This is a genomic window from Actinomyces succiniciruminis (assembly GCF_900002405.1).
Taxonomy (GTDB): domain Bacteria; phylum Actinomycetota; class Actinomycetes; order Actinomycetales; family Actinomycetaceae; genus Actinomyces; species Actinomyces succiniciruminis.
Genome location: NZ_LK995496.1, coordinates 68,128 through 92,216 on the forward strand (window position 1 = coordinate 68,128; position 24,089 = coordinate 92,216).

Annotated in this window: 23 protein-coding genes; 3 read left to right on the plus strand and 20 right to left on the minus strand. The window is 69.4% G+C overall.

Annotated features, from left to right (window positions below):
- Positions 1 to 83: 83 nt before the first annotated feature.
- The 7 genes from BN1056_RS06685 to BN1056_RS06715 all read right to left on the minus strand — a co-directional run bounded on the left by BN1056_RS06685 (position 84) and on the right by BN1056_RS06715 (position 6,721).
- Positions 84 to 455 (minus strand): metal-sulfur cluster assembly factor, encoded by a 372-nt coding sequence (locus BN1056_RS06685; protein WP_073331699.1) that lies wholly within the window; start codon positions 453 to 455, stop codon positions 84 to 86.
- Between the two features lie 76 nt (positions 456 to 531).
- Positions 532 to 999 (minus strand): Fe-S cluster assembly sulfur transfer protein SufU, encoded by a 468-nt coding sequence (sufU, locus tag BN1056_RS06690; protein WP_073331697.1) that lies wholly within the window; start codon positions 997 to 999, stop codon positions 532 to 534.
- A gap of 2 nt (positions 1,000 to 1,001) precedes the next feature.
- Positions 1,002 to 2,369, minus strand: a complete 1,368-nt coding sequence (locus BN1056_RS06695; protein ID WP_210579929.1) for an aminotransferase class V-fold PLP-dependent enzyme — start codon at positions 2,367 to 2,369, stop codon at positions 1,002 to 1,004.
- 58 nt (positions 2,370 to 2,427) lie between these two features.
- Positions 2,428 to 3,177 (minus strand): Fe-S cluster assembly ATPase SufC, encoded by a 750-nt coding sequence (gene sufC / locus BN1056_RS06700; RefSeq protein ID WP_108967354.1) that lies wholly within the window; start codon positions 3,175 to 3,177, stop codon positions 2,428 to 2,430.
- A 79-nt stretch (positions 3,178 to 3,256) separates the two neighbouring features.
- Complete coding sequence (sufD, locus tag BN1056_RS06705; RefSeq protein ID WP_210579931.1) at positions 3,257 to 4,492, minus strand: Fe-S cluster assembly protein SufD; 1,236 nt, start codon at positions 4,490 to 4,492, stop codon at positions 3,257 to 3,259.
- A 61-nt stretch (positions 4,493 to 4,553) separates the two neighbouring features.
- Entirely contained in the window at positions 4,554 to 5,993 is a 1,440-nt protein-coding gene (gene sufB / locus BN1056_RS06710) for a Fe-S cluster assembly protein SufB (protein WP_210579933.1), read from the minus strand.
- A complete protein-coding gene (locus tag BN1056_RS06715) occupies positions 5,993 to 6,721 on the minus strand; it encodes a helix-turn-helix transcriptional regulator (protein WP_210579936.1) in 729 nt (242 codons plus the stop codon). The genes sufB and BN1056_RS06715 overlap by 1 nt, the downstream gene beginning before the upstream one ends.
- Positions 6,722 to 7,052: 331 nt before the next feature.
- On the opposite strand from BN1056_RS06715, the gene BN1056_RS06720 reads away from it, so the two are divergent.
- Together BN1056_RS06720 and BN1056_RS06725 are read left to right on the plus strand one after the other, a co-directional pair.
- A complete protein-coding gene (locus BN1056_RS06720) occupies positions 7,053 to 7,193 on the plus strand; it encodes a hypothetical protein (protein ID WP_210579938.1) in 141 nt (46 codons plus the stop codon).
- A 67-nt stretch (positions 7,194 to 7,260) separates the two neighbouring features.
- Complete coding sequence (locus BN1056_RS06725) at positions 7,261 to 8,733, plus strand: DHA2 family efflux MFS transporter permease subunit (protein ID WP_210579939.1); 1,473 nt, start codon at positions 7,261 to 7,263, stop codon at positions 8,731 to 8,733.
- Between the two features lie 99 nt (positions 8,734 to 8,832).
- On the opposite strand, the gene BN1056_RS06730 is transcribed toward BN1056_RS06725, so the two are convergent.
- From BN1056_RS06730 to BN1056_RS06775, 10 genes are all read right to left on the minus strand, one after another.
- Positions 8,833 to 9,753 (minus strand): glycoside hydrolase family protein, encoded by a 921-nt coding sequence (locus BN1056_RS06730; RefSeq protein ID WP_210579941.1) that lies wholly within the window; start codon positions 9,751 to 9,753, stop codon positions 8,833 to 8,835.
- A gap of 3 nt (positions 9,754 to 9,756) precedes the next feature.
- Positions 9,757 to 10,695, minus strand: coding sequence for a carbohydrate ABC transporter permease (locus BN1056_RS06735; RefSeq protein WP_210579943.1), 939 nt, complete (start codon positions 10,693 to 10,695; stop codon positions 9,757 to 9,759).
- 1 nt (position 10,696) lies between these two features.
- A complete protein-coding gene (locus BN1056_RS06740) occupies positions 10,697 to 11,623 on the minus strand; it encodes a carbohydrate ABC transporter permease (RefSeq protein ID WP_108967363.1) in 927 nt (308 codons plus the stop codon).
- 65 nt (positions 11,624 to 11,688) lie between these two features.
- Complete coding sequence (locus BN1056_RS06745) at positions 11,689 to 12,990, minus strand: ABC transporter substrate-binding protein (protein ID WP_210579945.1); 1,302 nt, start codon at positions 12,988 to 12,990, stop codon at positions 11,689 to 11,691.
- 80 nt (positions 12,991 to 13,070) lie between these two features.
- Entirely contained in the window at positions 13,071 to 14,072 is a 1,002-nt protein-coding gene (locus tag BN1056_RS06750) for a LacI family DNA-binding transcriptional regulator (protein ID WP_210579947.1), read from the minus strand.
- Between the two features lie 133 nt (positions 14,073 to 14,205).
- Complete coding sequence (locus BN1056_RS06755) at positions 14,206 to 15,477, minus strand: MalY/PatB family protein (protein ID WP_210579949.1); 1,272 nt, start codon at positions 15,475 to 15,477, stop codon at positions 14,206 to 14,208.
- The gene (locus BN1056_RS06760) at positions 15,474 to 16,397 is read right to left on the minus strand and encodes a DUF3737 family protein (protein WP_210579951.1); all 924 of its coding nucleotides are present in this window, start codon (positions 16,395 to 16,397) and stop codon (positions 15,474 to 15,476) included. The genes BN1056_RS06755 and BN1056_RS06760 overlap by 4 nt, the downstream gene beginning before the upstream one ends.
- A 53-nt stretch (positions 16,398 to 16,450) precedes the next feature.
- Complete coding sequence (locus BN1056_RS06765; RefSeq protein ID WP_210579952.1) at positions 16,451 to 18,127, minus strand: CTP synthase; 1,677 nt, start codon at positions 18,125 to 18,127, stop codon at positions 16,451 to 16,453.
- 91 nt (positions 18,128 to 18,218) lie between these two features.
- Positions 18,219 to 19,274, minus strand: coding sequence for a GNAT family N-acetyltransferase (locus BN1056_RS06770; protein ID WP_210579953.1), 1,056 nt, complete (start codon positions 19,272 to 19,274; stop codon positions 18,219 to 18,221).
- Between the two features lie 52 nt (positions 19,275 to 19,326).
- Positions 19,327 to 21,579, minus strand: a complete 2,253-nt coding sequence (locus BN1056_RS06775; protein ID WP_244671560.1) for a DNA gyrase/topoisomerase IV subunit B — start codon at positions 21,577 to 21,579, stop codon at positions 19,327 to 19,329.
- A 194-nt stretch (positions 21,580 to 21,773) separates the two neighbouring features.
- Between BN1056_RS06775 and BN1056_RS06780 the strand changes: the two genes are divergently transcribed.
- On the plus strand, positions 21,774 to 22,052 hold the full coding sequence (locus BN1056_RS06780) for a DUF7455 domain-containing protein (RefSeq protein ID WP_073331654.1): 279 nt from the start codon (positions 21,774 to 21,776) through the stop codon (positions 22,050 to 22,052).
- A 4-nt stretch (positions 22,053 to 22,056) separates the two neighbouring features.
- Here the strand turns inward: BN1056_RS06780 and thiD are convergent, their stop codons facing one another.
- From thiD to BN1056_RS06795, 3 genes are all read right to left on the minus strand, one after another.
- Entirely contained in the window at positions 22,057 to 22,914 is an 858-nt protein-coding gene (gene thiD, locus BN1056_RS06785) for a bifunctional hydroxymethylpyrimidine kinase/phosphomethylpyrimidine kinase (RefSeq protein ID WP_210579954.1), read from the minus strand.
- Entirely contained in the window at positions 22,911 to 23,567 is a 657-nt protein-coding gene (gene thiE / locus BN1056_RS06790; protein ID WP_210579955.1) for a thiamine phosphate synthase, read from the minus strand. Before thiE ends, thiD begins: the two co-directional genes overlap by 4 nt.
- Positions 23,564 to 24,089, minus strand: a 526-nt coding sequence (locus BN1056_RS06795; protein WP_210579956.1) for a hydroxyethylthiazole kinase, incomplete at its 5' end; no start/stop codon positions are given. The genes thiE and BN1056_RS06795, both read right to left, overlap by 4 nt.

Here is a 24,089-nt window from a genome sequence, read left to right on the forward strand (position 1 = left end):
GGCGCACCGCCGTGACCTGCACCCGGCCATCGGGCGGCAGCCTGCCGGACGTGGGCTGCAGTCTGCCTTCGCCTACGCGCGTCTCAGACGTTGAAGCCGAGGGCGCGCAGCTGGTCGCGACCCTCCGGGGTGATCCGGTCCGGGCCCCACGGCGGCAGCCACACCCACTGCACACGCACCTTGTCGACGATGAACCCGAGCGCCTGCTGGACCTGCTCCTCGATCACGTCGGTGAGCGGGCAGGCGGCGGTGGTCAGGGTCATGTCGAGCACGACGGTGCCGTCGGGCTCGATCGAGATGCCGTACAGCAGGCCGAGGTCGACGACGTTAATGCCCAGCTCGGGGTCGACGACGTCGCGCAGTGCCTCCTCAATGGCGGCGACGTCCACGTCCGCGACGCTGGTGGGCGCGTGCTGCGCGGCCATCGGGTTGGTGGCCGGAGCGGTCTCGCTCATAACTCCTCCTGGTGGATTGAGACAGGGGCTGTGGTTTGGTGGGGCGGCCGGGCGGAAGCCCGCCGCACAGGCGGGTTCAGTCCGCCTTGGCGGCGTCCAGCGGGACGCCTGCCTTCAGCAACGCATCCTTGAGCGCGATCCATCCCAACAGCGCGCACTTAATGCGATTGGGGTACTTGGACACGCCCTCGAAGGCTGCGGCGTCCTCCAGCTCGTCCAGCACCGAGTCGTCCACGCCGCGGCCGCGCGAGTGCATGAGGGCATCGAAGTCGCCCTCGAGCCGCGCCACCGTGGTCAGGTCGGCGCCGTCGACGAGGTCGTGCATGATGGAGATGGAGGCCTGGGAGATGGAGCAGCCGTCCCCCTCCCAACCGACGGCTTCGATGCGTCCGTCGCGCACGCGCACACCCAATGTGACCTCATCCCCGCAGGTCGGGTTGACCTGGTGGGAGGTGGAGTCCGGGGCCTCCAGCGCCCCGGAGCCGTGGCGCTCTCGCGAGTGATCGAGGATTACCTGCTGATAGAGCTGATCAAGATCGTTCATGTTCACCTCTGGAAGTATCCGCGGACGGAGGCGACGGCTTCCAGGAAGCGGTCGATCTCCGCGGGTGTGGTCACCGGGCCGAAGGATATCCGTGAAGAAGACGGCACCCCGAAGTGGGCGTGGACCGGCTGGGCGCAGTGGTGGCCGGTGCGCACCGCTACACCGGCGGCGTCCAACACCTGACCGACGTCATGCGGGTGCACCCCGTCGAGCGTGAATGCGACCACGCCGACGCGGTCGTGGGCATCGGCGGGACCGAGCAGACGCAGCCCGGGCACCTCCGCCATGCCCCGTAGGGCCCGGTCGAGCAGCGCCTGTTCGCGCTCGTGCAGCCGCCCCAGGCCCACCTCGGCCAGGTAGTCGACGGCGGCGTGCCATCCGGCCGCCTGGGCCAGCGGCTGACTGCCGGCCTCGAAACGGGCGGGTGCGGGCATATAGGTGGAGGAGGCCATGGTGACGGTCTCGATCATGGACCCGCCGGTGAGCACCGGCGGCATCGCGTCCAGCAGCTCCTCGGTGGCCACCAGAGCGCCGATACCGGTGGGGCCCAGCATCTTGTGGCTGGAAAGCACCATCGCATCCACTCCGGCCGCGGACAGCGCCGCGAAGTCCAGGGGCAGGTGCGGAGAGGACTGACAGGTGTCCAGCACCACCAGGGCGCCGGCGCTGCGGGCGGCCGGCAGGATGCCCTCCAGCGGGGTGACCGCGCCGGTGACGTTGGAGGCATGAGTCAGCGCGAGCACCTTGGTACGGTCGGTGATGACGTCGACCGTGCCCAGGTCGATGCGCCCGTCCGCGGTCAGGTCCAGCCAGCGCAGGATGGCGCCGGTGCGGGCGGCCAGCTCCTGCCAGGGCACCAGGTTGGCGTGGTGCTCGGCCACGGTCACGACGATCTCGTCGCCGGGGCGAAGGCGCAACCGGGCGGAGGGGTCGGTGGCTCCCGCGGCCGGCCCGCCGTGGCCGGCGGGCCGAGACAGGCTGGCGTGCCCGATCGCCAGGGCCACCAGGTTGATGGCCTCGGTGGCGTTCTTGGTGAACACCAGTTGGCTGCCGCGGGCGCCGACGAAGGCGGCGACGGCGTCGCGCGCGTCCTCCCACACGGCGGTCGCCTCGTCGGCCAGCTGGTAGGTGGAGCGCCCGGCGGCACCGTTGGAGCGGCGGTAGAAGTCGGCCTCCGCGAGGATGACGCCGACCGGCTTCTGACTGGTGGCGGCCCAGTCGAGGTAGGCCAGCGGCTCACCGTTGCGGGCCGGACGCTCCAGGTAGGGGAAGTCGGCGCGTAGAGCGTCGACCTCGGCAGCGGGCAGCGGCGCGTCCGCGCCGGGAGCGTCACCCACCTGGCTCTGGGGCGACTGGGGCGTTTCAATCATTTGCGTTTGGTCTCCTGCGGAGGCTGGTGCTGGCGAGACGCCGGCGGATTGGGGCTGTTCAGGCGACGAAGCGGTCGTAGCCCTCTTCCTCCAGCCGGTCGGCCAGGTCCGGGCCGCCCTCCTCGGCGACATGCCCGTCCACGAACACGTGGATGTGGCTGGGCTTGATGTAGCGCAGGATGCGCGTGTAGTGGGTGATCAGCAGGAAGCCGGCGTCGGAGGAGTCGTGCAGGCGGTTGACGCCCTCGGAGACGATGCGCAGGGCGTCGATGTCCAGGCCGGAGTCGGTCTCGTCCAGGATGGCGAAGCGGGGGCGCAGCAGTTCCATCTGCAGGATCTCGAAGCGCTTCTTCTCGCCGCCGGAGAAGCCGGCGTTGACGTCGCGCTGGGCGAAGGCGGGGTCCATGCGCAGGTTCTCCATGGCCTGGTTGACCTGCCCGATCCACTGGCGCACCTTGGGGGCCTCGCCGTCGATGGCGGTCTTGGCGGTGCGCAGGAAGTTGGAGACGGTCACACCGGGGACCTCCACGGGGTACTGCATGGCCAGGAACAGGCCGGCGCGGGCCCGCTCATCGACGGTCATGTCCAGGAGGTTCTCGCCGTCGAGCAGCACCTCGCCGTCGGTGATCTCGTAGTCGGGGTGGCCGGCGATGGAGTAGGCCAGGGTCGACTTGCCGGAGCCGTTGGGACCCATGATGGCGTGCACTTCGCCGGAGGCGACGGTGAGGTCGACGCCCTTGAGGATGGGCTTGGGGCCGTCGTTGGTGGCGACCTGGACGTGGAGGTTCTTGATCTCGAGGGTACTCATCGCTGCTTGTCTTCTTCTTTATCCGTGAGGCTGATTGGTGGATGGTCTGCCGGGGTGGCCCGGACGGGGTGACGCGGGGCTACTCGGCCGCTGTGGCCTGTTCGCGGGCGGAGACGAGCGCGTTCAGTTCGAGCTCCTGCTCGATGGCGGCCATGAGCCGTTCCTCGACCTCGGGCACGCGGATCTCGGCGACGATCTCGTTGAAGAAGCCAAGTACCACCAGCCGGCGGGCCTCCATCTCCGGGATGCCGCGGGCGCGCAGGTAGAACAGCTGCTCGTCGTCGAAGCGGCCGGTCGCGGAGGCGTGGCCGGCGCCCACGATGTTGCCGTTCTCAATCTCCAGGTTGGGGATGGAGTCCGCCTTGGCGCCCTGGGTGAGCACCAGGTTGCGGTTGAGCTCGTAGGTGTCGGTGCCGCGGGCGCCGGCGCCGATCAGGCAGTCGCCCACCCACACCGAATGCGCCCCCTGCCCCTGTAGGGCGCCCTTGTAGGCCACCCGCGAGTAGCAGTGCGGCTCGGTGTGGGCCACGTAGGGGCGGTGCTCCTGGTGTTGGCCGGCATCGGTGAAGTACACGCCGTAGGCGTCGATGTGGCCGCCCTCGCCCTTGAAGCCGAGGTCGGAACAGATACGCACGTCTCCGCCCAGGGAGACGACGACGTGCTTGAGGGTGCCCCGCCCCTCCACACGCACGCGGTGGTTGGAGGCGTGGATGGCAGCGTCCTCCCAGCCCTGGATGGTGACCAGGGTCAGTTCGGCGCCGTCGGCGACGGTCGCCTCCACCGTCTGCGTGAGTGCCGCGGTGCCACGGTGGTCCAGAACAACCGTGGCAACGGAGTCGCCCAAGGCCGCGATGCGGATGTGCTGGGCGGCGGGGTGCTCCAGCCCCGTGTCGGTGCCCGTGGTGGTCACGCGCACGGCCCGTTCCAGCCCGGCGCCCGCCGGCAGGGTGACGACCGTGGCGTCGTGGAAGGCGGCCCAGGCGACGACGCCGGTGCGGTCCACAGGGGCGCCGACGACGCCCAGCCGCGGGTCGTCCCGGGAGACGGTCTCGACGTCAACTCCCGCCGGGGCGTCGATGTCCACGCTGAGCGGGTTTGCGGCGGTGCCGGCGGTGACGGCGTCGAGGTCGAACAGTGGTGCGAAGCGCTTGATCGGGGTGAAACGCCACTCCTCTTCGCGTCCATGCGGCGCGGGGATGTCGGCCGGGTCGAAGGAGGTGGGCCGGTCGGCGCGCGAGGAGACGTAGCGGCGCTGGCCGTGCGAATGTGCCCCCTCCAGCGCTGCACGCGAGTGGTCGGTTTTCAGTTCGGGCATTGGTGCTCCTTGCCGGCGCTTTGCCGGCGGCTCGTGGTCGGGGAGGGTACGGGGGACGGCGTCAGCCGACGGAGTTCTCCATCTGCAGCTCGATGAGCCGGTTGAGCTCCAGGGCGTACTCCATGGGCAGCTCGCGGGCGATCGGCTCGACGAATCCGCGCACGATCGTGGCCATGGCCTCCGTCTCGGTCAGTCCGCGCTGCATCAGGTAGAACAGCTGGTCGGCACTGACCTTGGAGACGGTGGCCTCGTGCCCCATCTCGACGTCGTCGGTGCGCACATCCACATATGGGTAGGTGTCCGAGCGGGAGATCTCGTCCACCAGCAGCGCGTCACACAGGACATTGGACTTGGAGTGCCGGGCGTTCTTCTGAATCTGTACCAGACCGCGGTAGCCGGAGCGGCCGCCGCCGCGGGAGATCGACTTGGAGACGATGTGGCTGGAGGTGTGGGGCGCCATGTGGATCATCTTGGCGCCCGTGTCCTGGTGCTGGCCGGCACCGGCGAAGGCGATTGACAGCGCCTCGCCGCGGGCGTGAGGCCCCATCAGGAAGACGGCCGGATACTTCATGTTCCGCTTGGAACCGATGTTGCCGTCCACCCACTCCATGGTGGCGCCCTCGGCGCAGGTGGCGCGCTGGGTGACCAGGTTGTAGACGTTGTTGGACCAGTTCTGGATGGTCGTGTAGCGCACGCGGGCGTTCTTCTTGACGATGATCTCCACGATGGCGGCGTGCAGAGAGTCGGTGGAGTAGATGGGGGCGGTGCACCCCTCCACGTAGTGCACGTAGGAGCCCTCGTCGGCGATGATCAGGGTGCGCTCGAACTGGCCCATGTTCTCGGTGTTGATGCGGAAGTAGGCCTGCAGCGGGATCTCGACCTTGACGCCCGGCGGCACGTAGATGAAGGAACCGCCCGACCAGACGGCGGTGTTAAGGGCGGCGAACTTGTTGTCGCCGGCGGGGACGACAGAGCCGAAGTACTCCTTGAACAGTTCGGGGTACTGCTTCAGGGCGGAGTCGGTGTCCAGGAAGATGACGCCCTGCTGCTGAAGATCCTCACGGATCTGCTCGTAGACGACCTCGGACTCGTACTGGGCCGCGACGCCGGCGACCAGTCGCTCGCGCTCCGCCTGAGGGATACCGAGCCGGTCGTAGGTGTTGCGGATGTCCTCGGGCAGGTCCTCCCAGGAGTTGGCGGGCTTGTCCGTGGAACGGACGAAGTACTTGACCTGGTCAAGGTCGAAGTCGGACATGTCCACACCCCAGGTGGGCATGGGCTTGCGCTGGAAAATCTCGTAGGCCTTCAGCCGCTTCTGCAGCATCCATTCGGGTTCGCCCTTGAGTGCGGAGATCTCGCGTACCACCTGCTCGTCCAGGCCACGTCGGGCGGACAGGCCGGCGGCGTCGGAGTCGTGCCAGCCGTACTCATAGGTCTCAGAGATCGAGTCGATGATCTCGTCGTCGCTACTGCGCACGCTTTCCGTCACGGGTGCTGTCATCAGTTTCCTTCCGTTACGCGGGGCCGACGGCTCCGCTGGTCTGCCGCCCGGACCGCGCGCTTGCGCAGGGTGGGCATGGCGATGGGTACGTGGGTGGTGCATACGTGCTCGCCGCCCGCGAGAGTGGCCAGGCGTTGCACGGGGACGCCGAGCAGGCGGGCGAAGGTACGGGTCTCGGCGTCGCAAAGCTCATGGAAGTGCCCGGCGACGTCGCGCACCGGACAGTGGCCCTGGCACAGTTGCACCGCGAAGGTGCCGTCGCCGACGTCGCGGACGGTGGCGGCGTAGCCGTCCAGGGTCAGGGCGTCGGCCAGGGCGCGTGCCCGGTCGGCGGGATCCTTGCCGGCGGCCTCCACGATCGGCATGTAGCGGCGTTCCAGGTCGCGTCCGCGGGAGGCGGCGAAGGAGTCGATCGCCTTCTCCCCGCCGACCTGAGACAGGTAGGACAGGGCGCGGTTGGCCAGTTCCGAGTAGCCCTCACCGAAGGTGGTGCGGGCGTCGGGAGTGGCCACGTAGAAGCGCGCCGGGCGGCCGCGCCGGCGCTTGCCGTTGGCAGCGGGGGCATGGGCCTCGATTTCGCCGGCCTGCTCCAGGGCGGTGATGTGGCGCCGCACGGCCGCGGGGGTCAGATCCAGAACCTTGGCCAGCTGTGCGGCGGATACGGGGCCCTTCTCGGCGATAAGGTCGAGGACCCGGGAGCGGGTTGAGTCGTCGTCGGCCTGACTCATGGTTGACTCCTCTCCGCGGCTGCGCGATGCGGCAGCGGGGCCCCGGTTGGCTCCGCCTGTGTGCACCAGATTTTAACGAACATCTTCGTTCTCAAATTCCGGTCTCGCAAGTTTCCGCCGCGACGTCAGCAAGTGCGATGGAGCACGTTGACGCCGGGGAGCTCACTTCCACTACTCCCCGGACGAATGCCCGGACAAAGCAGAACCGTGAGAAACGGCGCAACTCTGCCGCAGCCGGCGGCGGGTGGCGCCTGGAGCGCGCCGAGCTGTGCTAACTTACCCAGCCGTTGGCCCGCCGCCATTGAACGTTTCAGCTGAGCGTCTCAGCCTCATGCTGCGTCTGTCGGCGGCCGAGATCACTGACTCGCCCAACGGCGAGCAGCGCTCCGGACAGCACACCGCCGCCGCCTCAGCGGCCATGGGCGAGTCGCCGTTCAACATGCACACCGTCGCGCACCCGGCCCCGCCATGACTATGCCCTGGCGTGGACGGGCGTGCGTCTTTCATGTCGAGTACCAGAATTGAGAGTTACTTCCCGGATGTCATCCCTCCACAGCCGCAGCATCGGTGCGGTGATCTTCGTCGTGGCCTACACGACCTTCCTCGCCACCTTCAACGAGACCTTCCTGAATGTGGCACTGACCCCGATGATGCAGGACCTCGGCGTCGACTCGGCCACCATCGGCTGGGTCACCACCGCCTACATGCTGGCCGCCGCCATCATGGTGCCGGTGACCGGCTTCCTGTACCGGTCGGTGCGCACGCACCGGCTGCTCATGACCGCCCTCACGCTCCTGCTGGTCGGGGCCGTCCTGGGCGCGGTGGCGCCCAGCTTCGGCGTCGTGCTCCTCTCGCGCGTGGTGCAGGCGCTGGGCACCGGCATGATCGTCCCGATCGGCATGAACCTGACCCTGGCCGTCTCCCCGCGGGAGAAGCTGGGCACCAACATGGGCATCGTCTCCGCCATGACCACCCTCGGCCCGGCCTTCGGCCCGATCATTGCCGGCACGATCCTGCAGTTCGGTAACTGGCACACCCTGTTCGTCGGCTTCGCCGTGCTGATCGCGGTGGCCTGGATTGCGGCCTTCCTCTGCATCGGTGACGAGGCCGAGATCACCAACCCGCGGTTGGATGCCGTGTCCACCGTCCTCATCTCCCTGGCACTGATCGGCATCCTGTACGGCATCTCCACGGTCTTCACCGGATCCGCCGGCCCGGCCGCCGCCTGCCTGGCCGCCGGCGCCGCCGCACTGGCCGGCTTCGTCCTCCGCCAGGGCCGCCTCAGCGAGCCCCTGATCGACCTCCGCCCGCTGAGCAACCGCGGCTTCACCCTCGGCCTGTGCGTCATCTTCGCCTCGCTGATGATCGTGTTCTCCATGAACATCCTGCTGCCGATGTTCATGCAGTCGGCCCTGGGATTCTCGGCCTTCAACGCGGCGCTCACGCTGCTGCCCGCCTGCATCCTGTCCTGCGTGCTGGCCCCGGTGGCCGGCGCCATGTTCGACCGGCACGGCCTGCGCGTCTCGCTTCCGATCGCGCTGATCGTCGTCGCCCTGTTCACCTTCGCGCTGTCCGCCCTCGGCGAGGGAGCCGACTCCTGGCAGATCATGGCCTGCTACGCGCCGGTGATCGCCGGCACAGCATTCACCATGGGTCCCGCCCAGACCTTCGCGCTGGCGAGCCTGGAGCCACGTCTGTTCTCCCACGGCACGACCATCATCTCCACCGCCTTCCAGGTGGCCGGTTGCATCGGCTCCTCCCTGTTCATGGGCATCCTCTCCGGGGTCCAGGCGGGTCGGCTGGCGGCCGGGTCGACGCCGGCCGCGGCCACGGCCGCGGGCTTCCACGTAGCCGCGCTGGTGGCGGCCGGCATCGCCGGCGTCGCCCTGGTGCTGGCGTTCCGGCTCGCCCGGATCGAGCGGCTGCGCCGCCGCGAGCTGGCGTCCGTCCCGTCTCAGCCGGAGCGTGAGCGCATCGACGAGCCGGCCGAGGAGGGCGTGCTCGCCGGCTGAGCGGGCAGCGACCACGTACAAACGCCACGAGCGGCCCCGGCACCTGATTCCCCAGGTGCCGGGGCCGCTCACTGTGGCTTCACGGAGCGCATGCCCCTGCTATGGTCGCATGCGCGCCACGCGCTCTACCTGCGTCCACGCCAGCGGGTCCGGAGCGGAGCCGACGAACTCGCCATCGATGACATTGTTGAACCCGGTCAGCGCCCACCGTCCGTCACGCAGCTGAAACAGCTGACCGGCATACAGGTGCTCGGGCCGCAGATAGCGTGCCGCATCCACATCCCACGGACCCAGCGGCCCCTCCCCCTCGGCGATCCACACGCCCCCGGGGCCGGGCTCGGCCTGCATGTCATCCCCGCAGGAGAAGACCAGCAGATGCCGTCCCTCTACCTGCCGCGACTGGCTTACCTCGAGCTGGCCAAACCTGCTCGGATCCGTCAGTGGTGGCAGTACCTCCCAGTGGTCGAGGTCATCGGAGACGGCATGGCCGATGACGCCGGCGTGCAAGCGGTCGACGCCGCGGGCACGGGCGGTGATCAGCATGTGCCAGCGTCCTTCGTGCTGGAACACGAAGGGGTCCCGCCATGGTTCGTCGAAGGCGTACCCGGGGTTCCACTTCTCATACCAGCGGCCATCGGCCTCGAGCGGCTCGGCGCAACGGCGCTCGAAGGTGATCCCATCGGCGGAGTCCGCCCACCCGATCCGTTGCACCATGCCGCGTTCCGCGCGGGAGATGCCCGTGTAGAACACGCGCATGCCGCCGTCGGGCCGCATCACGGTGCAGCCGGTCCAGATGGCCTGGTCGTCGAATGCCGGCCCATCGGAGTGCACCAGCGCGTCGGGAAGCAGCCGCCAGTCGCGGGCATCGTCGGAGACGGCATGGCCCAGCGCGGCCCGCCAGTGCCGACGGTCGGGATCATGCAGTGCGCGAGAGGCGCGCAGGAAGAACAGGTGGTACTGCTCGCCGTCGTCGGCAACCCAGTGGTCCCACAGCCAGTGGTCTGGGAGCGTGAGCGCCATCGGTCACCCCTTAACCGCTGTCCCCGCGAGCGACTGCACGAAGGACCGCTGGAAGATGACGAAGATGATCAGCACCGGCAGGGTGATCAGGGTGCCGTAGGCCATGATCTGCCCCCACACGGGGTTGAGCTGGAAGAAGTACTGCATACCCACGCTCACCGGCCGCATCGACTCCTGCTGGATCACCATCAGTGGCCACAGGTAGGAGTTCCATGCCGGCAGCATGGTGATGATCGCGACCGTGGCGAACGTAGGTCCGGACAACGGCACGATGATCTTGCGGTAGATGGTCCACCATCCCGCGCCGTCCACCCGGGCGGCCTCATCGATCTCCTTGGGGATGTCACCGAAGTGCTGTGCGAACAGGAAGATCGCCAAGGCGTTGGCGATGTAGGGCAGGATCTGCACCTGGTAGGTATTCAGCATGCCCTGCTTGAACAGGAATCCGTCGACGGCCCACTGGATGGAGGGCAGTTTGGCCACCCAGAAGACCAGCGGCACGGCGATGGTCTCGAAGGGCACCATGAGGGTCGCCAACACCAGGGAGAGCACGATGTTCTTCCCCTTCCACCGCATGCGTGAGATGGCAAAACCGATCATGGAGTTGACGATCAGCCCGAGGCCGACGATTGCGACCGTCACGATGATCGAGTTGGCGATGAAGCGACCGGCGGGCACCCGGTTGAACACGCCGGCGTAGTTGTCCAGACTCAGGTCGCCCACCGGCAGGAAGGCCCGCAGTGAGCCGAGATCGGAGAAGATCTGGGCGTCGGGCTTGAGCGAGGAGAAGATCATGAACAGCAGCGGAAACACGGCGACGATCGCCGCGAGGACCAGCCCGACGTAGGTCAGGATCTTCGAGCGCCGCTTGGTGGCGGCCCGGCCGCGACGGCGCGACGTCGGCGTAGTGGCGACGTCCTTGTTGGTGTCTGCGGCGATCATGTCAGTCGTCCTCCCGGGTCAGGCGCCGCTGAATGAGGCTGATCAGCAGCACGGCGATGAAGAAGATCAGGGAGATCGCGCTCCCGTAGCCCATGTCCTGCTCGCGATAGCCCTTGCGCACGGCGTGGTAGACGAGCGTGGAGGTGGCGTCCTGCGGACCGCCGGAGGTCATCACGTCCACCTGAACGAACAGGCCCAGTGCGGCGATGGTGATGGTGACGAGAATGAACACCATCGTGGAGTGCAGTCCGGGCCAGGTCACGTAGCGGAAGCGCTGCCAGCCGTTGACGCCGTCCAGGGAGGCGGCCTCGTAGAGGGCCGGGTCGATGCCCTGCAGGCCGGACAGCCAGATGATCATGTGCAGGCCGACGGCCTGCCAAATGGACAGGACGATGATCGCGGGCATGGCGGTGCCGGGGTTGTTGAGCCAGGCGACGGCGGTCCAGCCGCCCCCGGTGATGGTGTTCAGCATCGAGTTGAACAGGCCGTCGTCCTCGTAGAAGAAGCTCCACAGGATGGAGACCACCACCATCGAGGTGACCACGGGCATGAAGATCATGGTGCGGAACGCGGTCACGCCCTTGACCTTCTGGTTGACCAGGATCGCCAGTGCCAGGGCGAGGCCCGATTGGCATGGGACGACGATCAGCGCGAAGAACGCGGTGTTCGTCAGTGAGCGCATGAAGGTGGGGTCGGCGCTGAAGGCACGCGTGAAGTTACCCAAGCCAATGAACTGGGGCGGGTTCGGGGAGATCAGCCGCGCGTTGGTGAAGCTCAGCACAAAGGTGAGCACGATGGGGATGACGAGGAACAGCAGGAGCAGCAGCAGGGCGGGGGTGGACATGAGCCAGGCCGTGCGCGCCTCCTGGCGCAAGGCGGCGGACCGCCCGGCGCGCCTCTTCTTCGGTTTGGTTGATGCTAAAGACATAGCAGTTCCCTTCCCGGTGGGGGCGCGAGTCGCCCCCACCGGACTTGCAGGAGGGTTACCGGTCGTCAGCTGGCCTGGTAGCCGTTGTTGGACTTGATGTCGGCGTCGATGTCCTTGACCGCCTGGTCGAGGGTGGACTTCACGTCGGCTCCGGAGACGATGTCGCGGGCGGCCTTGTCGAAGATCGAGGAGATGACCTTGTAGCCGGGCGTGGCCGGACGCAGGAGGGCGTACTTGGTGCCGATCTCGTACACGGGCTCGAGCGCGCCGCCCTCCTTGTAGTACTCGGTGCTCGGCGTAGCCGAGGGCACGGAGGGGAAGTTGCCGATGGCGTTGGAGTACTCCACCAGGTACTCGTCCTGCATGAGGAACTCGATGAAGGCGTTGGCCGCGGTGGGGTTGGAGCTGGTGGCGGACACGCCCCACTGCCAGGAGCCACCGCCTACGTGCGCACCCTCGCCGAAGTCCACCGGCGGCAGAATGAGCACCTCGTCCTCACCGAAGGTCTCCTGCGACTGGAGCACCTTCCAGCCACCGGCGTAGTACAGCGGCACCTTGCCCTGCAGGAAGTCCTGCCCGTCGGTCGCCGGGGTTTCCGAGGCGTACCCCTTCTCGAAGCAGGAGCGGAACCACTCGCCCCACTGCACCGCCGCATCGCCGTTGAGGAAACCCTCGGCGGTCTCGAATGTCTCCCGGTCGATGAGGTCGCCACCGAAGGACTGCAGCATCGGCGCGTAGGCGTAGGGCCACCACTCGGCGGTGTCCGCAACGGAGAAGTCGATGGCGTAGTCGTAGTCCTCCAGTTCGGACAGCTTCGCCAACGCGTCGTCGAACTCATCCTTGGTCCAGGGCTCGTCGATGCTCGGCACCGGGACGCCGGCGGCCTCGAAGGCGGACTTGCGGCCCAGGAAGCACAGCGATGTGTCGTAGGGCCCCACCGAGTACAGGGTGTCGTTCCAGTAGCCCTTGGCGGAGTCGATGATGTTGTCCTCCAGTTCGGAGGAGATCTGGAGCGGGGCGAGGTACCCGGCCCAGGCCCAGTTGGGCATGATCGGGCCGTCCAAGTCGAGGATGTCGGGCAGGTCGCCGGCCACAGCGGCGGCCGCGATGGAGTCGTTGTAGGAGGCCTGCGGGAACGACTTGAGCTCGACGGGGGTATCGGGGTTCGCCTCGTTGAAGGCGGCGACCGCCTTCTCTACGACGGCGAGCTCCTCCTCGTTGCCGCCATTGTGGGTCCACAGGCTGATGCCGCCCGAGGAGCCGGATCCGGATCCGGAACCGCCCTGTTGGGAGGAGCAGGCGGCGAGAGTGGCGGCGATGGCAGCGGTAGCACCAAGGCCGAGGAAGGTGCGGCGAGTGGTGGACATGAACACTCCTTCGTGTGTCACCGAAATGGTTGGGTTGACCGGGATCGGGGCGATCCCGGGGACTGTGGGCCGCCGGAGGTCTAGGCGGATGCGGGCGCGGTCGAGCCGCGGACGATCAGGTCGCATTGGCAACGGTGGGTGGTGGCCGGTGTGGGCAGGTCGCCGGCGATCAGGTGACGCACCAGCCAGTCGGCCATCTCGTAGTGGGGCAGGCGCATGGTGGTCAGTCGCGGCGCCAGATTGGTGGAGATCAGTTTCAGGTCGTCGAAACCGACCACGGACAGGTCATCGGGTATGGACAGCCCGAGCGCGGCCGCGACGCGATACACGCCGGCGGCAATGCCGTCGTTGTAGCAGAAGACCGCGGTGGGAGGATCCGCGCGGTCGAGCAGTCTCCAGGCGGAGGCGTCGGCCCCCTCGGGGTCGTTGCCGCCACGGATGATGAGCGAGGGATCGGGGGTGATCCCGGCGGCGCGGAGGGTGTCCTCGTAGGCGGTGCGACGCAGCCCGATGGCGACCGTCGAGTCGTCATGGGTGATGTGCCCGATGCGCCGGTGGCCGAGCTCGAGCAGGTGGGTGACGGCGGTGTTGGCGGCGGCCGCCTCATCCGGGACGACGCCGACGACGTCGTCCCGGTCCGCGAAGCCGTTCAGTACGGCGACGTTGGTCAGCTCGGGCGGCACATGCACCCGCTGGTGGTACATGGCGGCGTGGACGATGACGTCCACGCGCCGTGAGCGCAGTTCACGCACGGCCCTGCGGGACTGCTCCGGCGCTCCGCCGGAGTCCGTCAGCAGGACCGACCAGCCCAGTTCCCGGCTGGCGGTGAGGATCGCATCGATCATGGCGACGGCGTACGGCGTCGACAGCACGTTCTCGCCGAGAACCCCCACGGTGTGGGTGCGGCGGTTGCGCATACCGCCGGCGAGTGCGTCGCGCACGTAGCCGAGATCCTCTGCCGCGGCGCGCACGCGCGCCGCCGTCGCCTCGGACACACGCCCCTTGGCCTTGCCGGACAGCACCAGTGAGGCGGAGGCGGTGGAGACGTGTGCGGCGTCCGCGACCTCGGCGAGGGTCGTCATCGCTCCTCCTGTCCGCTCATGAGCCTGGCTGCTGTGCCCGTCACCACGAGTGTGAGGCTCACGACGACGTTAAGTCAATCGATTAACGTCACAGCTGCATATACAAGAGGGTCCGGGCGCGTGTCCCGATCGTTCAGACGGCGGTCGCCGCCCAGCTGCGCGCCCCGCGCACCAGCCGTTCGAGCCCGTCCTCCACGCGGGCGCGCTGGGTGCCCAGGTTCATGCGCAGGAAGCCGGCCCCGGCCGCGCCATAGGCGGTGCCGGGCGTGAGTACCAGTCCGGTGCGGGAGCGGATGTGGGCGGCCAGGGCGGCGGTCGCGTCCCCGGTTGCATTCGCCGGCCCATCCGGCCCGGCGTCGTCGGCTCCCCCGCCATTGCGGCCGGCAGCCCCGGCGCCGCACAGCAGCGCGCGCACGTCGATCCAGGACAGGTAGGTGGCCTGCGAGACCGGGGCGGCGCAGCCGGGCAGTTCACCCGCCACCACCTCGGCCACCCGCGCCTTATTCGCGGCGATGTAGGCGCGCACCTCCGCCAACCAGGCCTCCCCCTCCGCGCTGTAGGCGGCGACGACCGCGGGCACCGCGAACACTCCCGGCTCGGCGACCTCATCGGTGTTCAGGCCACGCTCCACGCGGGCCCGCAGGTGCGGCTCCGGGATGACGACCGTCGCCGAGTGGACGCCGGCGGTGTTGAAGGCCTTCGACGGCGACAGGCAGGTGATGCCCACCTCGGCGCACACCGGTGCGGCGGCGGCAAAGGGCGTATAACCCACTCCGGGCAGGGTGACGTCGCAGTGGACCTCGTCAGACACGACGGTCACGTGGTGGGCGGCGGCGAGCGTGCCGAGGCGGGCCAGTTCCCCACGCGTCCACACCCGGCCGACGGGGTTGTGCGGGTTGCACAGGATCATCAGGGTGGTCAGCGGGTCGGCGAGCTTGGCCTCCAGATCCGTCCAGTCGATCGTCCACTCGCCGTTCTCACCCTGCAGCAGGTCACTGGTGACCAGGCGCCGGCCGTTGTTCAGGACGCTGTTGGTGAAGATGTTGTAGACGGGCTGCTGGATCAGAACCTTCTCGAACACGTTGGTCACGCTGCGCACGATCGAGGAGATCGCGGCGACCACCCCCGTGGTGGGGATCAGCCAGTCTCGCTGGAGCGGCCAGTCGTGGCGGCGTGCCCACCAGGCGGTGACGGCCTGCTCGTAGGCATCGGTGACGACGGCGTAGCCGAGCAGGCCCTCGCGGGCCACCCGGGTGAGGGCCCGGCGCACGACGGGCGCGGTGCGCAGGTCCATGTCCGCCACCCACATGGGCAACTCGTCCGGTCCGGCCTCGTCCCATTTCAATGAGCCGGTGCCGCGCCGGTCGGTGGGCTCATCCAGGTTGAAGTCGGCGGGGACGCTCATGCGACCGCCTGGGGCGACCAGCCGGTCTCAATGCGGGTGGCCGCGGGGTCCACCCGGTCGGGATGAATGATCTGCTCGCCGATCGAGCCGGCCCGGATGACGCCGTCGGCGGGGTCGGTCAGCGAATCGAGGTGGCCGATGACCTCGGCGTCAATGCCCCGGCAGTACTCGAAGGCGAGGGTGGTGTCCAACAGGCGGCAGCCACGCAGGACGAGCCCATCGATGTAGCACAGACCCTGGAGGCTCTGGATGGTGCAGTCGACGAAGGTGACGTTGCGGGAGTTCCAGCCCAGGTACTCCCCCACGATCATCGAGTTCTCCACCACCACGTTCTCGCAGTTCCAGAAGGCGTCCTTACTCAGCAGCACACTGTCGCGTACGGTCACGTCCCGGGCGCCGTCGAAGGCGTAATTGCCCGTCAGGCGCAGCCGCTCGGCGGTGACACCGGCGGCGTCCTTGGCGAAGTAGTCGCCGGTGGCGTTCACGTCCTCAAGCGTGATCTCCCGGCAGCTCCACAGGGTTTCTTCGGCATGCGGCAGGTCTACACGCCGCAGGCTGATGCCGCGGCCGCGACGGAAGGTCTTGGGGGCGGCCACCAGCGTGCCGTCCAGACGGATGTCGTCGGTGTACCAGATGCCGGAGCGGGCGGTCTCCAGCAGGGCGCCGCCGGTGACCGACACGTCCCGGCAGTACCACAGCGGGTACTTCCACTCGAACACGGTGTCGCTGATGCGCAGGCCGCGGCTCTCCTTGAGCGGGGACTCGCCGTCGGCGAAGGTGGAGTGGGCGATGGTCAGGTCGCGCGAGGCGTACAGCGCGCGTTCACCGGTCAGGCGGCGATGGTCAACCACCGAGCCGACATGGTCGGGACAGCCGCCCGGAGCCTCCGCGGCGGTACTAGGAGATGCGGTCAACGTCATGGCATCGACTGTAGGCGGGCGGCCTCCCCGCAGCGAGGCCATGACAGTACCCCTCAGTCCCGGCGTGCCAGGGCCGCCCGGATCAGGCCCGCGAACAGCGGGTGGGCGTGAGTGGGGCGCGACTTGAACTCGGGGTGCGCCTGCGTGGCCACATAGTAGGGGTGCAGTGACCGGTCGAGTTCAACGAACTCGGTCAGCTGCCCGTCCGGGGAGGTACCCGTGACATGTAGCCCCGCCCCCTCCAGCCGGTCGCGGTAGGCGTCGTTGACCTCGAAACGGTGGCGGTGCCGCTCGGACACCTCGGTGGCACCGTAGGCCTCCGCGACCAGTGAGCCCGGCGTGAGCAGGGCCGGGTAGGCGCCCAGGCGCATCGTCCCGCCGAGGTCTCCCCCGCCGGTGACGAAGCGGCGTTGCGAGTCCAGGGTCGTGACCACCGGGTCGGGCGTGTCGGGCTCCATCTCGGTGGAGGAGGCGCCGCTCAGGCCCAGCAGGTTGCGGGCCGCCTCGATCACCATGCATTGCAGGCCCAGACACAGCCCAAGGGTGGGCACCCGGTGCTCGCGCGCCCAACGCAGGGCCCCCACCTTGCCCTCAATGCCGCGGATCCCGAAGCCGCCGGGGACGACGACGGCGTCGACGCCTGCCAGCGCCCGCTGCGCACCGGAGGGCATCTCGCAGGTGTCGGAGGCGATCCAGCGGATGTCCACGGCGGCGTCGCAGGCGAAGCCGCCGTGGCGGATCGCCTCGGTGACGGACAGGTAGGCGTCGTGCAGCTCGATGTACTTGCCGACCAACGCCACCTCGAGGCGGTGCTTCGGGGCGTGTACGCGCTCCAGCAGGGCGTTCCACTCGGTCCAGTCCACATCCCGGAAGGCCAGGTTCAGGCGTTGCACCAGGTAGGCGTCGAGCCCCTCCCGGTGCAGGGCGGGCGGCACCTCGTAGATGCTGTCCACGTCCCGGCACTCGACGACGGCGCCCGGCTCCACGTCGCACATGCGCGAGACCTTGTCCTTGATGCCGTCCGGCAGGGGCCGGTCGGTGCGCAGCACGAGGGCGTCGGGCTGGATGCCGATGCTGCGCAGGGTGGCCACCGAGTGCTGGGTGGGCTTGGTCTTCAGCTCGCCGGCGGCGGGCAGGAAGGGAATCAGAGAGACGTGCACGAAGGCGACGTTCTCCCGCCCCAGGTCGGCGCGCACCTGCCGGGCGGCCTCCAGGAAGGGCTGGGACTCGATGTCGCCCACGGTTCCACCGATCTCGGTGATGATCACGTCGGGAGCGGCACCGCTGTCATCCGGTTCCACCTGGGCGCGCATCACCCGTTTGATCTCGTCGGTGATGTGCGGGATCACCTGGACGGTGTCGCCCAGGTACTCGCCGCGACGCTCCTTGGCGATCACGGTGGAGTAGACCTGGCCGGTGGTGGCGTTGGCGGCCCCGGACAGGTTCACATCGAGGAAGCGCTCGTAGTGGCCGATGTCCAGATCCGTCTCGGCACCGTCCTCGGTGACGAACACCTCCCCGTGCTGGAAGGGGTTCATCGTGCCCGGGTCGACGTTGATGTAGGGGTCCAGCTTCTGCATGGCCACGCTGATGCCGCGGGAGCGCAGTAGGCGGCCCAGGCTGGAGGCGGTCAATCCCTTGCCGAGCGAGGAGACGACACCGCCGGTGACGAAGATGTGACGAGGGACGGCGGGGTTCTTCCCGCCCGGACGTGCAGGTGCGTTACTCACGGACCTTCAACGTAGCACCGGGACGAAACGCGCCCGACGCATACGCCCACCGGCGCCCCGCCCCGGCCGGGTAGGACGCGGGCACCGGCGGCTACACGTCCAGTCCGTACAGGATCGTGCCGCGGGTGGCGGTGTACCCCAGGTCGAGAAACAGGTCGACGGCGCCACTCGGGTCGTCGGACTCGAAGCCGGCCGCCGCATACTCCATGCCGTCTGCGGCGTAGGCGCGCATCACGGTGCTCAGCAGTGCCGGCCCGACGTCGCGGGAGCGGTAGTCGGCTAGCACGCCGATGACGTCGGTGTAGCCCTCCCGCCAGCCGAGTGCCTCCCAGTCCTGCTCGTAGCGGCTGGAGAGCGCATAGCCGGCGACCCGGGCACGGTCTCCCGACCGGTCTAGCGCCACGAAGCTCCACTGGGGTGCGAAGTAGGCGCGCCCGGCCCGCCACTCCTCCGGGCTCATGCTGCCGCCGCCGGAGTCGGCGAAGGCCTGGTTGTGGGCGCGGCGCACGGCGTCGTCGAGGTCCTCCGACCAGGGCTCGATGGTCAGGAAGCCATCCAGGTCCACCTCCGGGATGGGCTCGGACAGCGAACGGCGCACCTCCCGATACCAGCGGCGCGGCTCGAAGCGCAGCTCGGCCAAATGGCCTTTCATGCGCTCGTCGTCCTCCAGGACCGTGGTGACGATATGGGCGGGTGCCGTGGCGGCCACAGGGCCGGCGGACACGCCGGCCCGTTCGGCACCGATCAGGTGGCGGGCCCGTTCGGTCTGCCAGTGCAGCAGCGCTCCCCCAATGCCGCGGTGGCGCCACTGCGGGTCCACCGTCCCGGTCATGGAGGCGTAGATCTCCCCGGCCGGCCGCAGCCGCACCAGCCCGAAGGCACGCATGACACCGTTCTCGTCACGGCCGGCCACCCCCGAGTAGGTGGGGTCCACGAAGTATTCGGCAGTCTCCTGGGCACTGGTGCGGTACGGGGGGTTGTCCGCCGCCTCGGAACGGGCGATGAGCTCGGCCAACTCGGAATTGTCGCGCGGCCCCAGCGGCGCCCAAGTGAGCATGCGGGGCAGCGCCGAACGGGGGCCGGGACGGAGCATCGACCAGGGACCGCCCGGGCCGGTGCGGCGCGTTGAGCCGTAAACAGGTGTCATATGCGTCTCCTTCGACGGGACCGGGCCGACTTTAAGGGTACGGGCAAATGGCTCAGGCGTCGATGCGTTCGCGGTCGATCTCGGCGGCACCCTCGATGATGAAGTCGCGCCGCGGCTCCACGCTGGAACCCATGAGCAGCTCGAACACGTTCTCCGCCTCAAGCAGCTCGGCCTCATCCCCCAGGGTGATGCGCCGCAGGGTGCGGTGCTCGGGCTCCATGGTGGTCTCGGCCAGCTGGTGGGCGTCCATCTCCCCCAGGCCCTTGTAGCGCTGCGGCTCCTTGAAGCTGCGCCCCTGCTTCTCCAGCTTGCGCAGGGTGGTGACCAGCTCCTCATCGGAGTAGGTGTAGATGACCTCGCGCTTGCGCCGGCCCTGAGCGGAGACCTCGATGCGGTGCAGCGGGGGGACGGCGGCGAAGACCCGGCCGGCCTCGATCATGGGGCGCATGTAGCGGAAGAAGAGGGTGAGCAGCAGGGTGCGGATGTGGGCGCCGTCGACATCGGCGTCGGTCATGAGGATGACCTTGCCGTAGCGGGCGGCGTCCAGGTCGAAGGTGCGCCCGGAGCCGGCCCCGACCACCTGGATGATGGCGGAGCACTCGGCGTTGCGCAGCATGTCCGCCTGGGAGGCCTTCTGGACGTTGAGGATCTTGCCGCGGATGGGCAGCAGCGCCTGGAACTCGCTGTTGCGGGCGTTCTTGGCGGTGCCCAGGGCGGAGTCCCCCTCAACGATGAACAGCTCGGAGGAGGCGACGTCGTCGGAGCGGCAGTCCGCCAGTTTGGCGGGCAGGGTGGAGGTCTCCAGAGCCGTCTTGCGGCGGGTGATCTCCTTGTGCATGCGGGCGGACACGCGGGCGCGCATCTCCCCGACGATCTTCTCCTGCAGGGCGCGCGACTGGGTCTTCAGGTCCCGCTTGGAGGAGGTCAGCAGGGCGGTGAGTTCCTTCTCCACCACCTTGGCGACGATCTGCCGCACGGGAGCGGTGCCGAGCACCTCCTTGGTCTGCCCCTCGAACTGCGGCTCGGGCACGCGCACGGTGATGACGGCGGTGAGCCCGGCGAGGATGTCGTCCTTCTCGATACGCCCGTCGCGGCTGGTGACCTTCAGGGCGCGGGAGTTGGCGTCGATCTGCTTGCGCAGCACCTTGGTGACGGCCTGCTCGAAGCCGGTCAGGTGGGTGCCGCCCATGGGGGTGGCGATGATGTTGACGAAGGAGCGCTCGGTGGTGTCGTAGCCGATGCCCCAGCGCAGGGCCACGTCGACGGTGCAGGTGCGTTCGACCTCGGTGGGGCGCAGGTGGCCGGTGCGCTTGTCGAGCTGCTGCACGGTCTCGGTGTAGGTGCCCTCGCCGGTCAGGCGGAAGGTGTCGGTGACGGAGCCGTCGGTGGCCAGGAAGTCGACGAAGTCGGCGGTGCCGCCCTCGGCGTGGAAGACCTCCGTCCCCTCCCCCTCGGCGCCGGCGGTGAACAGGTCGTTGGCGCCGCGCGCGGACCTGGCCGACTTGCCTGCCTTATCCGCCCGGCCGGGGCTCGCCCCGCCCTTGACGCTCAGGGCCGGGTCGTCGGCGGCACCACTGGCGGTGGTGGCGATCGCCTCCGGGTCGCGCTCGTCGGTGAGAGTGAGGGTGAGCCCGGGCACCAGGAAGCTGGTCTGCCGCAGTCGGGCCCGCAGGGCGGTGATGTCGTACTGCGCGGGAGCGGGGAAGATCTCGGGGTCGGCCCAGTAGCGCACCCGGGTGCCGGTGACGCCGCGGCGCACCTTGCCGATCACGCGCAGCTGGGAGGCCTCGGTGTACTCCGCGAAGGGAGCGTCCGGGGTGGGGCCCGCGGCGGTGTCGGTGAAGACACCGGGCACGCCCCGCCTGAAGCTCATGGCGTAGGTCTTGCCGCCGCGGTCAACCTCCACGTCCATGCGGGCGGACAGGGCGTTGACCACGCTGGCGCCCACCCCGTGCAGGCCGCCCGCGGATCCGTAGGAGCCGCCGCCGAACTTTCCGCCGGCGTGCAGCTTGGTGTAGACCAGCTCGACACCGGTCAGCCCGGAGGAGGGCTCGACGTCCACGGGGACGCCCCGCCCGGTGTCGCGCACCTCGATGGAGCCGTCGGCGTGCACGACGACGGCGATGCGGTCCCCGTAGCCCTCCAGGGCCTCATCCACGCCGTTGTCGATGATCTCCCAAACGCAGTGCATCAGGCCCCGCTGATCGGTGGAGCCGATGTACATGCCAGGGCGCTTGCGCACCGCCTCGAGCCCCTCAAGAACTGAGAGGTGGCGGGCGGAGTAGGACTGGGAAGAATCTGGCACGGCCCGAATTTAGCCGATTGCGGGAGCGGGTCAGACATCCCGCGCCGTCGCCGGAGGTGTGGTCTTCGCCCGCCGCCGGAGGATCGGGGCCGCCGCTGATTCCCGCCGTTCGCCGTGGGCGCAGGCGGTGCGCCCGGGGCGGAAAACTGCCCGACGGCGTTGGCGTGGGCGCCCGGTGGTGGTGGAATCGAGCCATGAGCACGACAACTCCAATCTCCCCGACGGTCGCCGATCCGACGACCGCGCCCGAACAGGCCACCGGCCCCACCGCGGCGACCGAGACGCGTCCGCTCACCACGGCCGATCGTTGCGACGTCTGCGGCGCACAGGCGTACCTGCGCGTGGTCCTCGCCTCCGGCGAGCTGCTGTTCTGCGCCCACCACGGCCACGCCCACCGGGACGCCCTGGAGCGCCAGGCCCTGTTCATCCAGGACGAGTCCGACCGCCTGACCCGCTCCGACGAGGTCGACTAACCGATCAGCGACGACCGGCGCACCCGCCGGCCTGTCTCAGCCTGCTGCCTACGCCCTCTGGCCGACTCGGCCAGAGGGCGTAGTAGTGGTGCACGGGGCCGTGCCCGTGGCCGACGCCGAGCGCGTCGGCGTGCGCGAGGGCTCCGGTCAGGTAGACCTTGGCATCCCTCACCGCCGCGATCCAGCTCTCCCGCTGCGGGCGCAGCGCCGCAATCGCCGCGGAGAGCGTGCAGCCCGTGCCGTGCGTGTTGCGGGTGTCCACGCGGCGGCCTGGCAGCAGCACGGTGCCGTCCGCATCCGCATACACGTCGGTGGCGTCCGCACCGAGGTGCCCGCCCTTGAGCAGCACCCGACGGGCACCGGCGTCCAATAGGAGCTCCGCCTGGCGGCGCATCGCATCGGTGCTCGCGGCCGGTGAACGGCCCAGCAGGGCGGCGGCCTCGTCCAGGTTCGGGGTGATCAGGTCCGCACGCGCGCACAGGCGCCTGACGGCGTCGATGGCCTCGGCGTCGAGCAGCCGGTCCCCGGAGGTGGCCACCATCACCGGGTCCAGGACGGTGTGTTTCAACCCGGGCAGGTACTCCCCCACCGCCTCGGCCAGCTCGGCGGTGGCGAGCATGCCGACCTTGGTGGCGTCGGGGGTGATGTCCGCCAGCAGGGTGTCCAGCTGTAGGCGCACGAAGTCCACGGGCACGGCCCGCACCCCGGCGACTCCGCGCGTGGACTGGGCGGTCAGTGCCGTGACCACGCTCATGCCGTAGGTGCCGAGCGCCCCCATGGTCTTCAGGTCCGCCTGGACGCCGGCGCCCCCGGAGGGGTCGGAGCCGGCGATGGTCAGTGCCTTGGGGATCGGTGGGTTCATCTCGCGGCCTCCCAGGTCCGGCGCAGCCGCCGGGCGGCGGCGCACGGATCGTCCGCCAGGCAGATCGCGGAGACGACGGCGGCCCCGGCCAGTCCCCCGGCACGCAGGGCAGGCAGGTCTGCGGGCGTGATGCCGCCGATGGCCACGCATGGCAGCGCAATGTCGGCCGCCAGGCGGCTGACGCCGTCGGTGCCGATGCCTGCGGGCGCGTCGGCCTTGGTGGCGGTGGCGCGTACCGCGCCGACGCCCACGTGGTCGCAGGCGCCCTCGGCTGCCGCCGCGGAAAGTGCCTCCGGGTTGGCCGCGGACAGGCCCAGGTAGGCGTCGTCGCCGATGAGCTCGCGCACCACGGTGGCGGGCAGGTCGCGCTGCCCCACGTGCACGCCCGCCACCGGCGCCCCCAGGCTGCGGGCGGCCAGGTACACGTCGACCCGGTCGTTGACGAGTACCGGGACCAGCTCACCGACGGCGTTGGCGACGTCGCAGACCTGGGCGAGGAAATCGGCGCCGTCGGCGTCTTTGGCACGCACCTGCACGCAGGTGGCGCCGCCGGCCACGGCGGCCCTGACCGTGTCGGTGACGGTACGGCCGCGCGCACGGCACTGGGCGGTGTCGGTGACCAGGTAGACCCGCAGGTCGGGGGCAGGCCTCATGAGATCGCAATCCTGGCGACGTCGTCGGCGTCCAGGGCGTACAGGGCGTCGAGGAATGCGGGCGGGAAGGAGCCGGGGCCCGCGGCCGTTGCCGCGGCGATCTCGGCGGCGGCACTGTAGGCGGCGTGACAGGCGACGGTCGCCGCGAAGGCGTCGGTCCCGATGGCGCGCCCGGCGGCCAGGAAGCCCGCCGCCAGCGCGCCCAGGGCGCAGCCGCCGCCGGTGACGCGGGTCAGCAGTACGGAGCCGCCGCCCACCCGGCTCACGCATGCGCCGTCGACGACGGCATCCACGGGCCCGGATATCGCCACCACGGCGCCGGTGCGCGCCGCGAGCGACCGGGCGGCGTCGAGGGCGGTCTCCACGGCGGCGGTTGTCTCCACCCCGCGGCCGCCCGCACCGGCGCCGGCCAGGGCGATGATCTCCGAGGCGTTGCCGCGGATGACCGTGGGGCGTTCCTCCAGGAGCCGCTGGGCCAGGGCGGTGCGGTGCACCAGCGTGCCGACGGCGACCGGGTCGAGC

What these genes read in the sequence shown, in the direction of transcription:
- BN1056_RS06685 (WP_073331699.1), bottom strand. Translation starts at nt 455, where the DNA reads ATGAGCGAGACCGCTCCGGCCACCAACCCGATGGCCGCGCAGCACGCG.
- sufU (WP_073331697.1), bottom strand. Translation starts at nt 999, where the DNA reads ATGAACGATCTTGATCAGCTCTATCAGCAGGTAATCCTCGATCACTCG.
- BN1056_RS06695 (WP_210579929.1), bottom strand. Translation starts at nt 2,369, where the DNA reads ATGATTGAAACGCCCCAGTCGCCCCAGAGCCAGGTGGGTGACGCTCCC.
- sufC (WP_108967354.1), bottom strand. Translation starts at nt 3,177, where the DNA reads ATGAGTACCCTCGAGATCAAGAACCTCCACGTCCAGGTCGCCACCAAC.
- sufD (WP_210579931.1), bottom strand. Translation starts at nt 4,492, where the DNA reads ATGCCCGAACTGAAAACCGACCACTCGCGTGCAGCGCTGGAGGGGGCA.
- sufB (WP_210579933.1), bottom strand. Translation starts at nt 5,993, where the DNA reads ATGACAGCACCCGTGACGGAAAGCGTGCGCAGTAGCGACGACGAGATC.
- BN1056_RS06715 (WP_210579936.1), bottom strand. Translation starts at nt 6,721, where the DNA reads ATGAGTCAGGCCGACGACGACTCAACCCGCTCCCGGGTCCTCGACCTT.
- BN1056_RS06720 (WP_210579938.1), top strand. Translation starts at nt 7,053, where the DNA reads ATGCTGCGTCTGTCGGCGGCCGAGATCACTGACTCGCCCAACGGCGAG.
- BN1056_RS06725 (WP_210579939.1), top strand. Translation starts at nt 7,261, where the DNA reads ATGTCATCCCTCCACAGCCGCAGCATCGGTGCGGTGATCTTCGTCGTG.
- BN1056_RS06730 (WP_210579941.1), bottom strand. Translation starts at nt 9,753, where the DNA reads ATGGCGCTCACGCTCCCAGACCACTGGCTGTGGGACCACTGGGTTGCC.
- BN1056_RS06735 (WP_210579943.1), bottom strand. Translation starts at nt 10,695, where the DNA reads ATGATCGCCGCAGACACCAACAAGGACGTCGCCACTACGCCGACGTCG.
- BN1056_RS06740 (WP_108967363.1), bottom strand. Translation starts at nt 11,623, where the DNA reads ATGTCTTTAGCATCAACCAAACCGAAGAAGAGGCGCGCCGGGCGGTCC.
- BN1056_RS06745 (WP_210579945.1), bottom strand. Translation starts at nt 12,990, where the DNA reads ATGTCCACCACTCGCCGCACCTTCCTCGGCCTTGGTGCTACCGCTGCC.
- BN1056_RS06750 (WP_210579947.1), bottom strand. Translation starts at nt 14,072, where the DNA reads ATGACGACCCTCGCCGAGGTCGCGGACGCCGCACACGTCTCCACCGCC.
- BN1056_RS06755 (WP_210579949.1), bottom strand. Translation starts at nt 15,477, where the DNA reads ATGAGCGTCCCCGCCGACTTCAACCTGGATGAGCCCACCGACCGGCGC.
- BN1056_RS06760 (WP_210579951.1), bottom strand. Translation starts at nt 16,397, where the DNA reads ATGACGTTGACCGCATCTCCTAGTACCGCCGCGGAGGCTCCGGGCGGC.
- BN1056_RS06770 (WP_210579953.1), bottom strand. Translation starts at nt 19,274, where the DNA reads ATGACACCTGTTTACGGCTCAACGCGCCGCACCGGCCCGGGCGGTCCC.
- BN1056_RS06780 (WP_073331654.1), top strand. Translation starts at nt 21,774, where the DNA reads ATGAGCACGACAACTCCAATCTCCCCGACGGTCGCCGATCCGACGACC.
- thiD (WP_210579954.1), bottom strand. Translation starts at nt 22,914, where the DNA reads ATGAACCCACCGATCCCCAAGGCACTGACCATCGCCGGCTCCGACCCC.
- thiE (WP_210579955.1), bottom strand. Translation starts at nt 23,567, where the DNA reads ATGAGGCCTGCCCCCGACCTGCGGGTCTACCTGGTCACCGACACCGCC.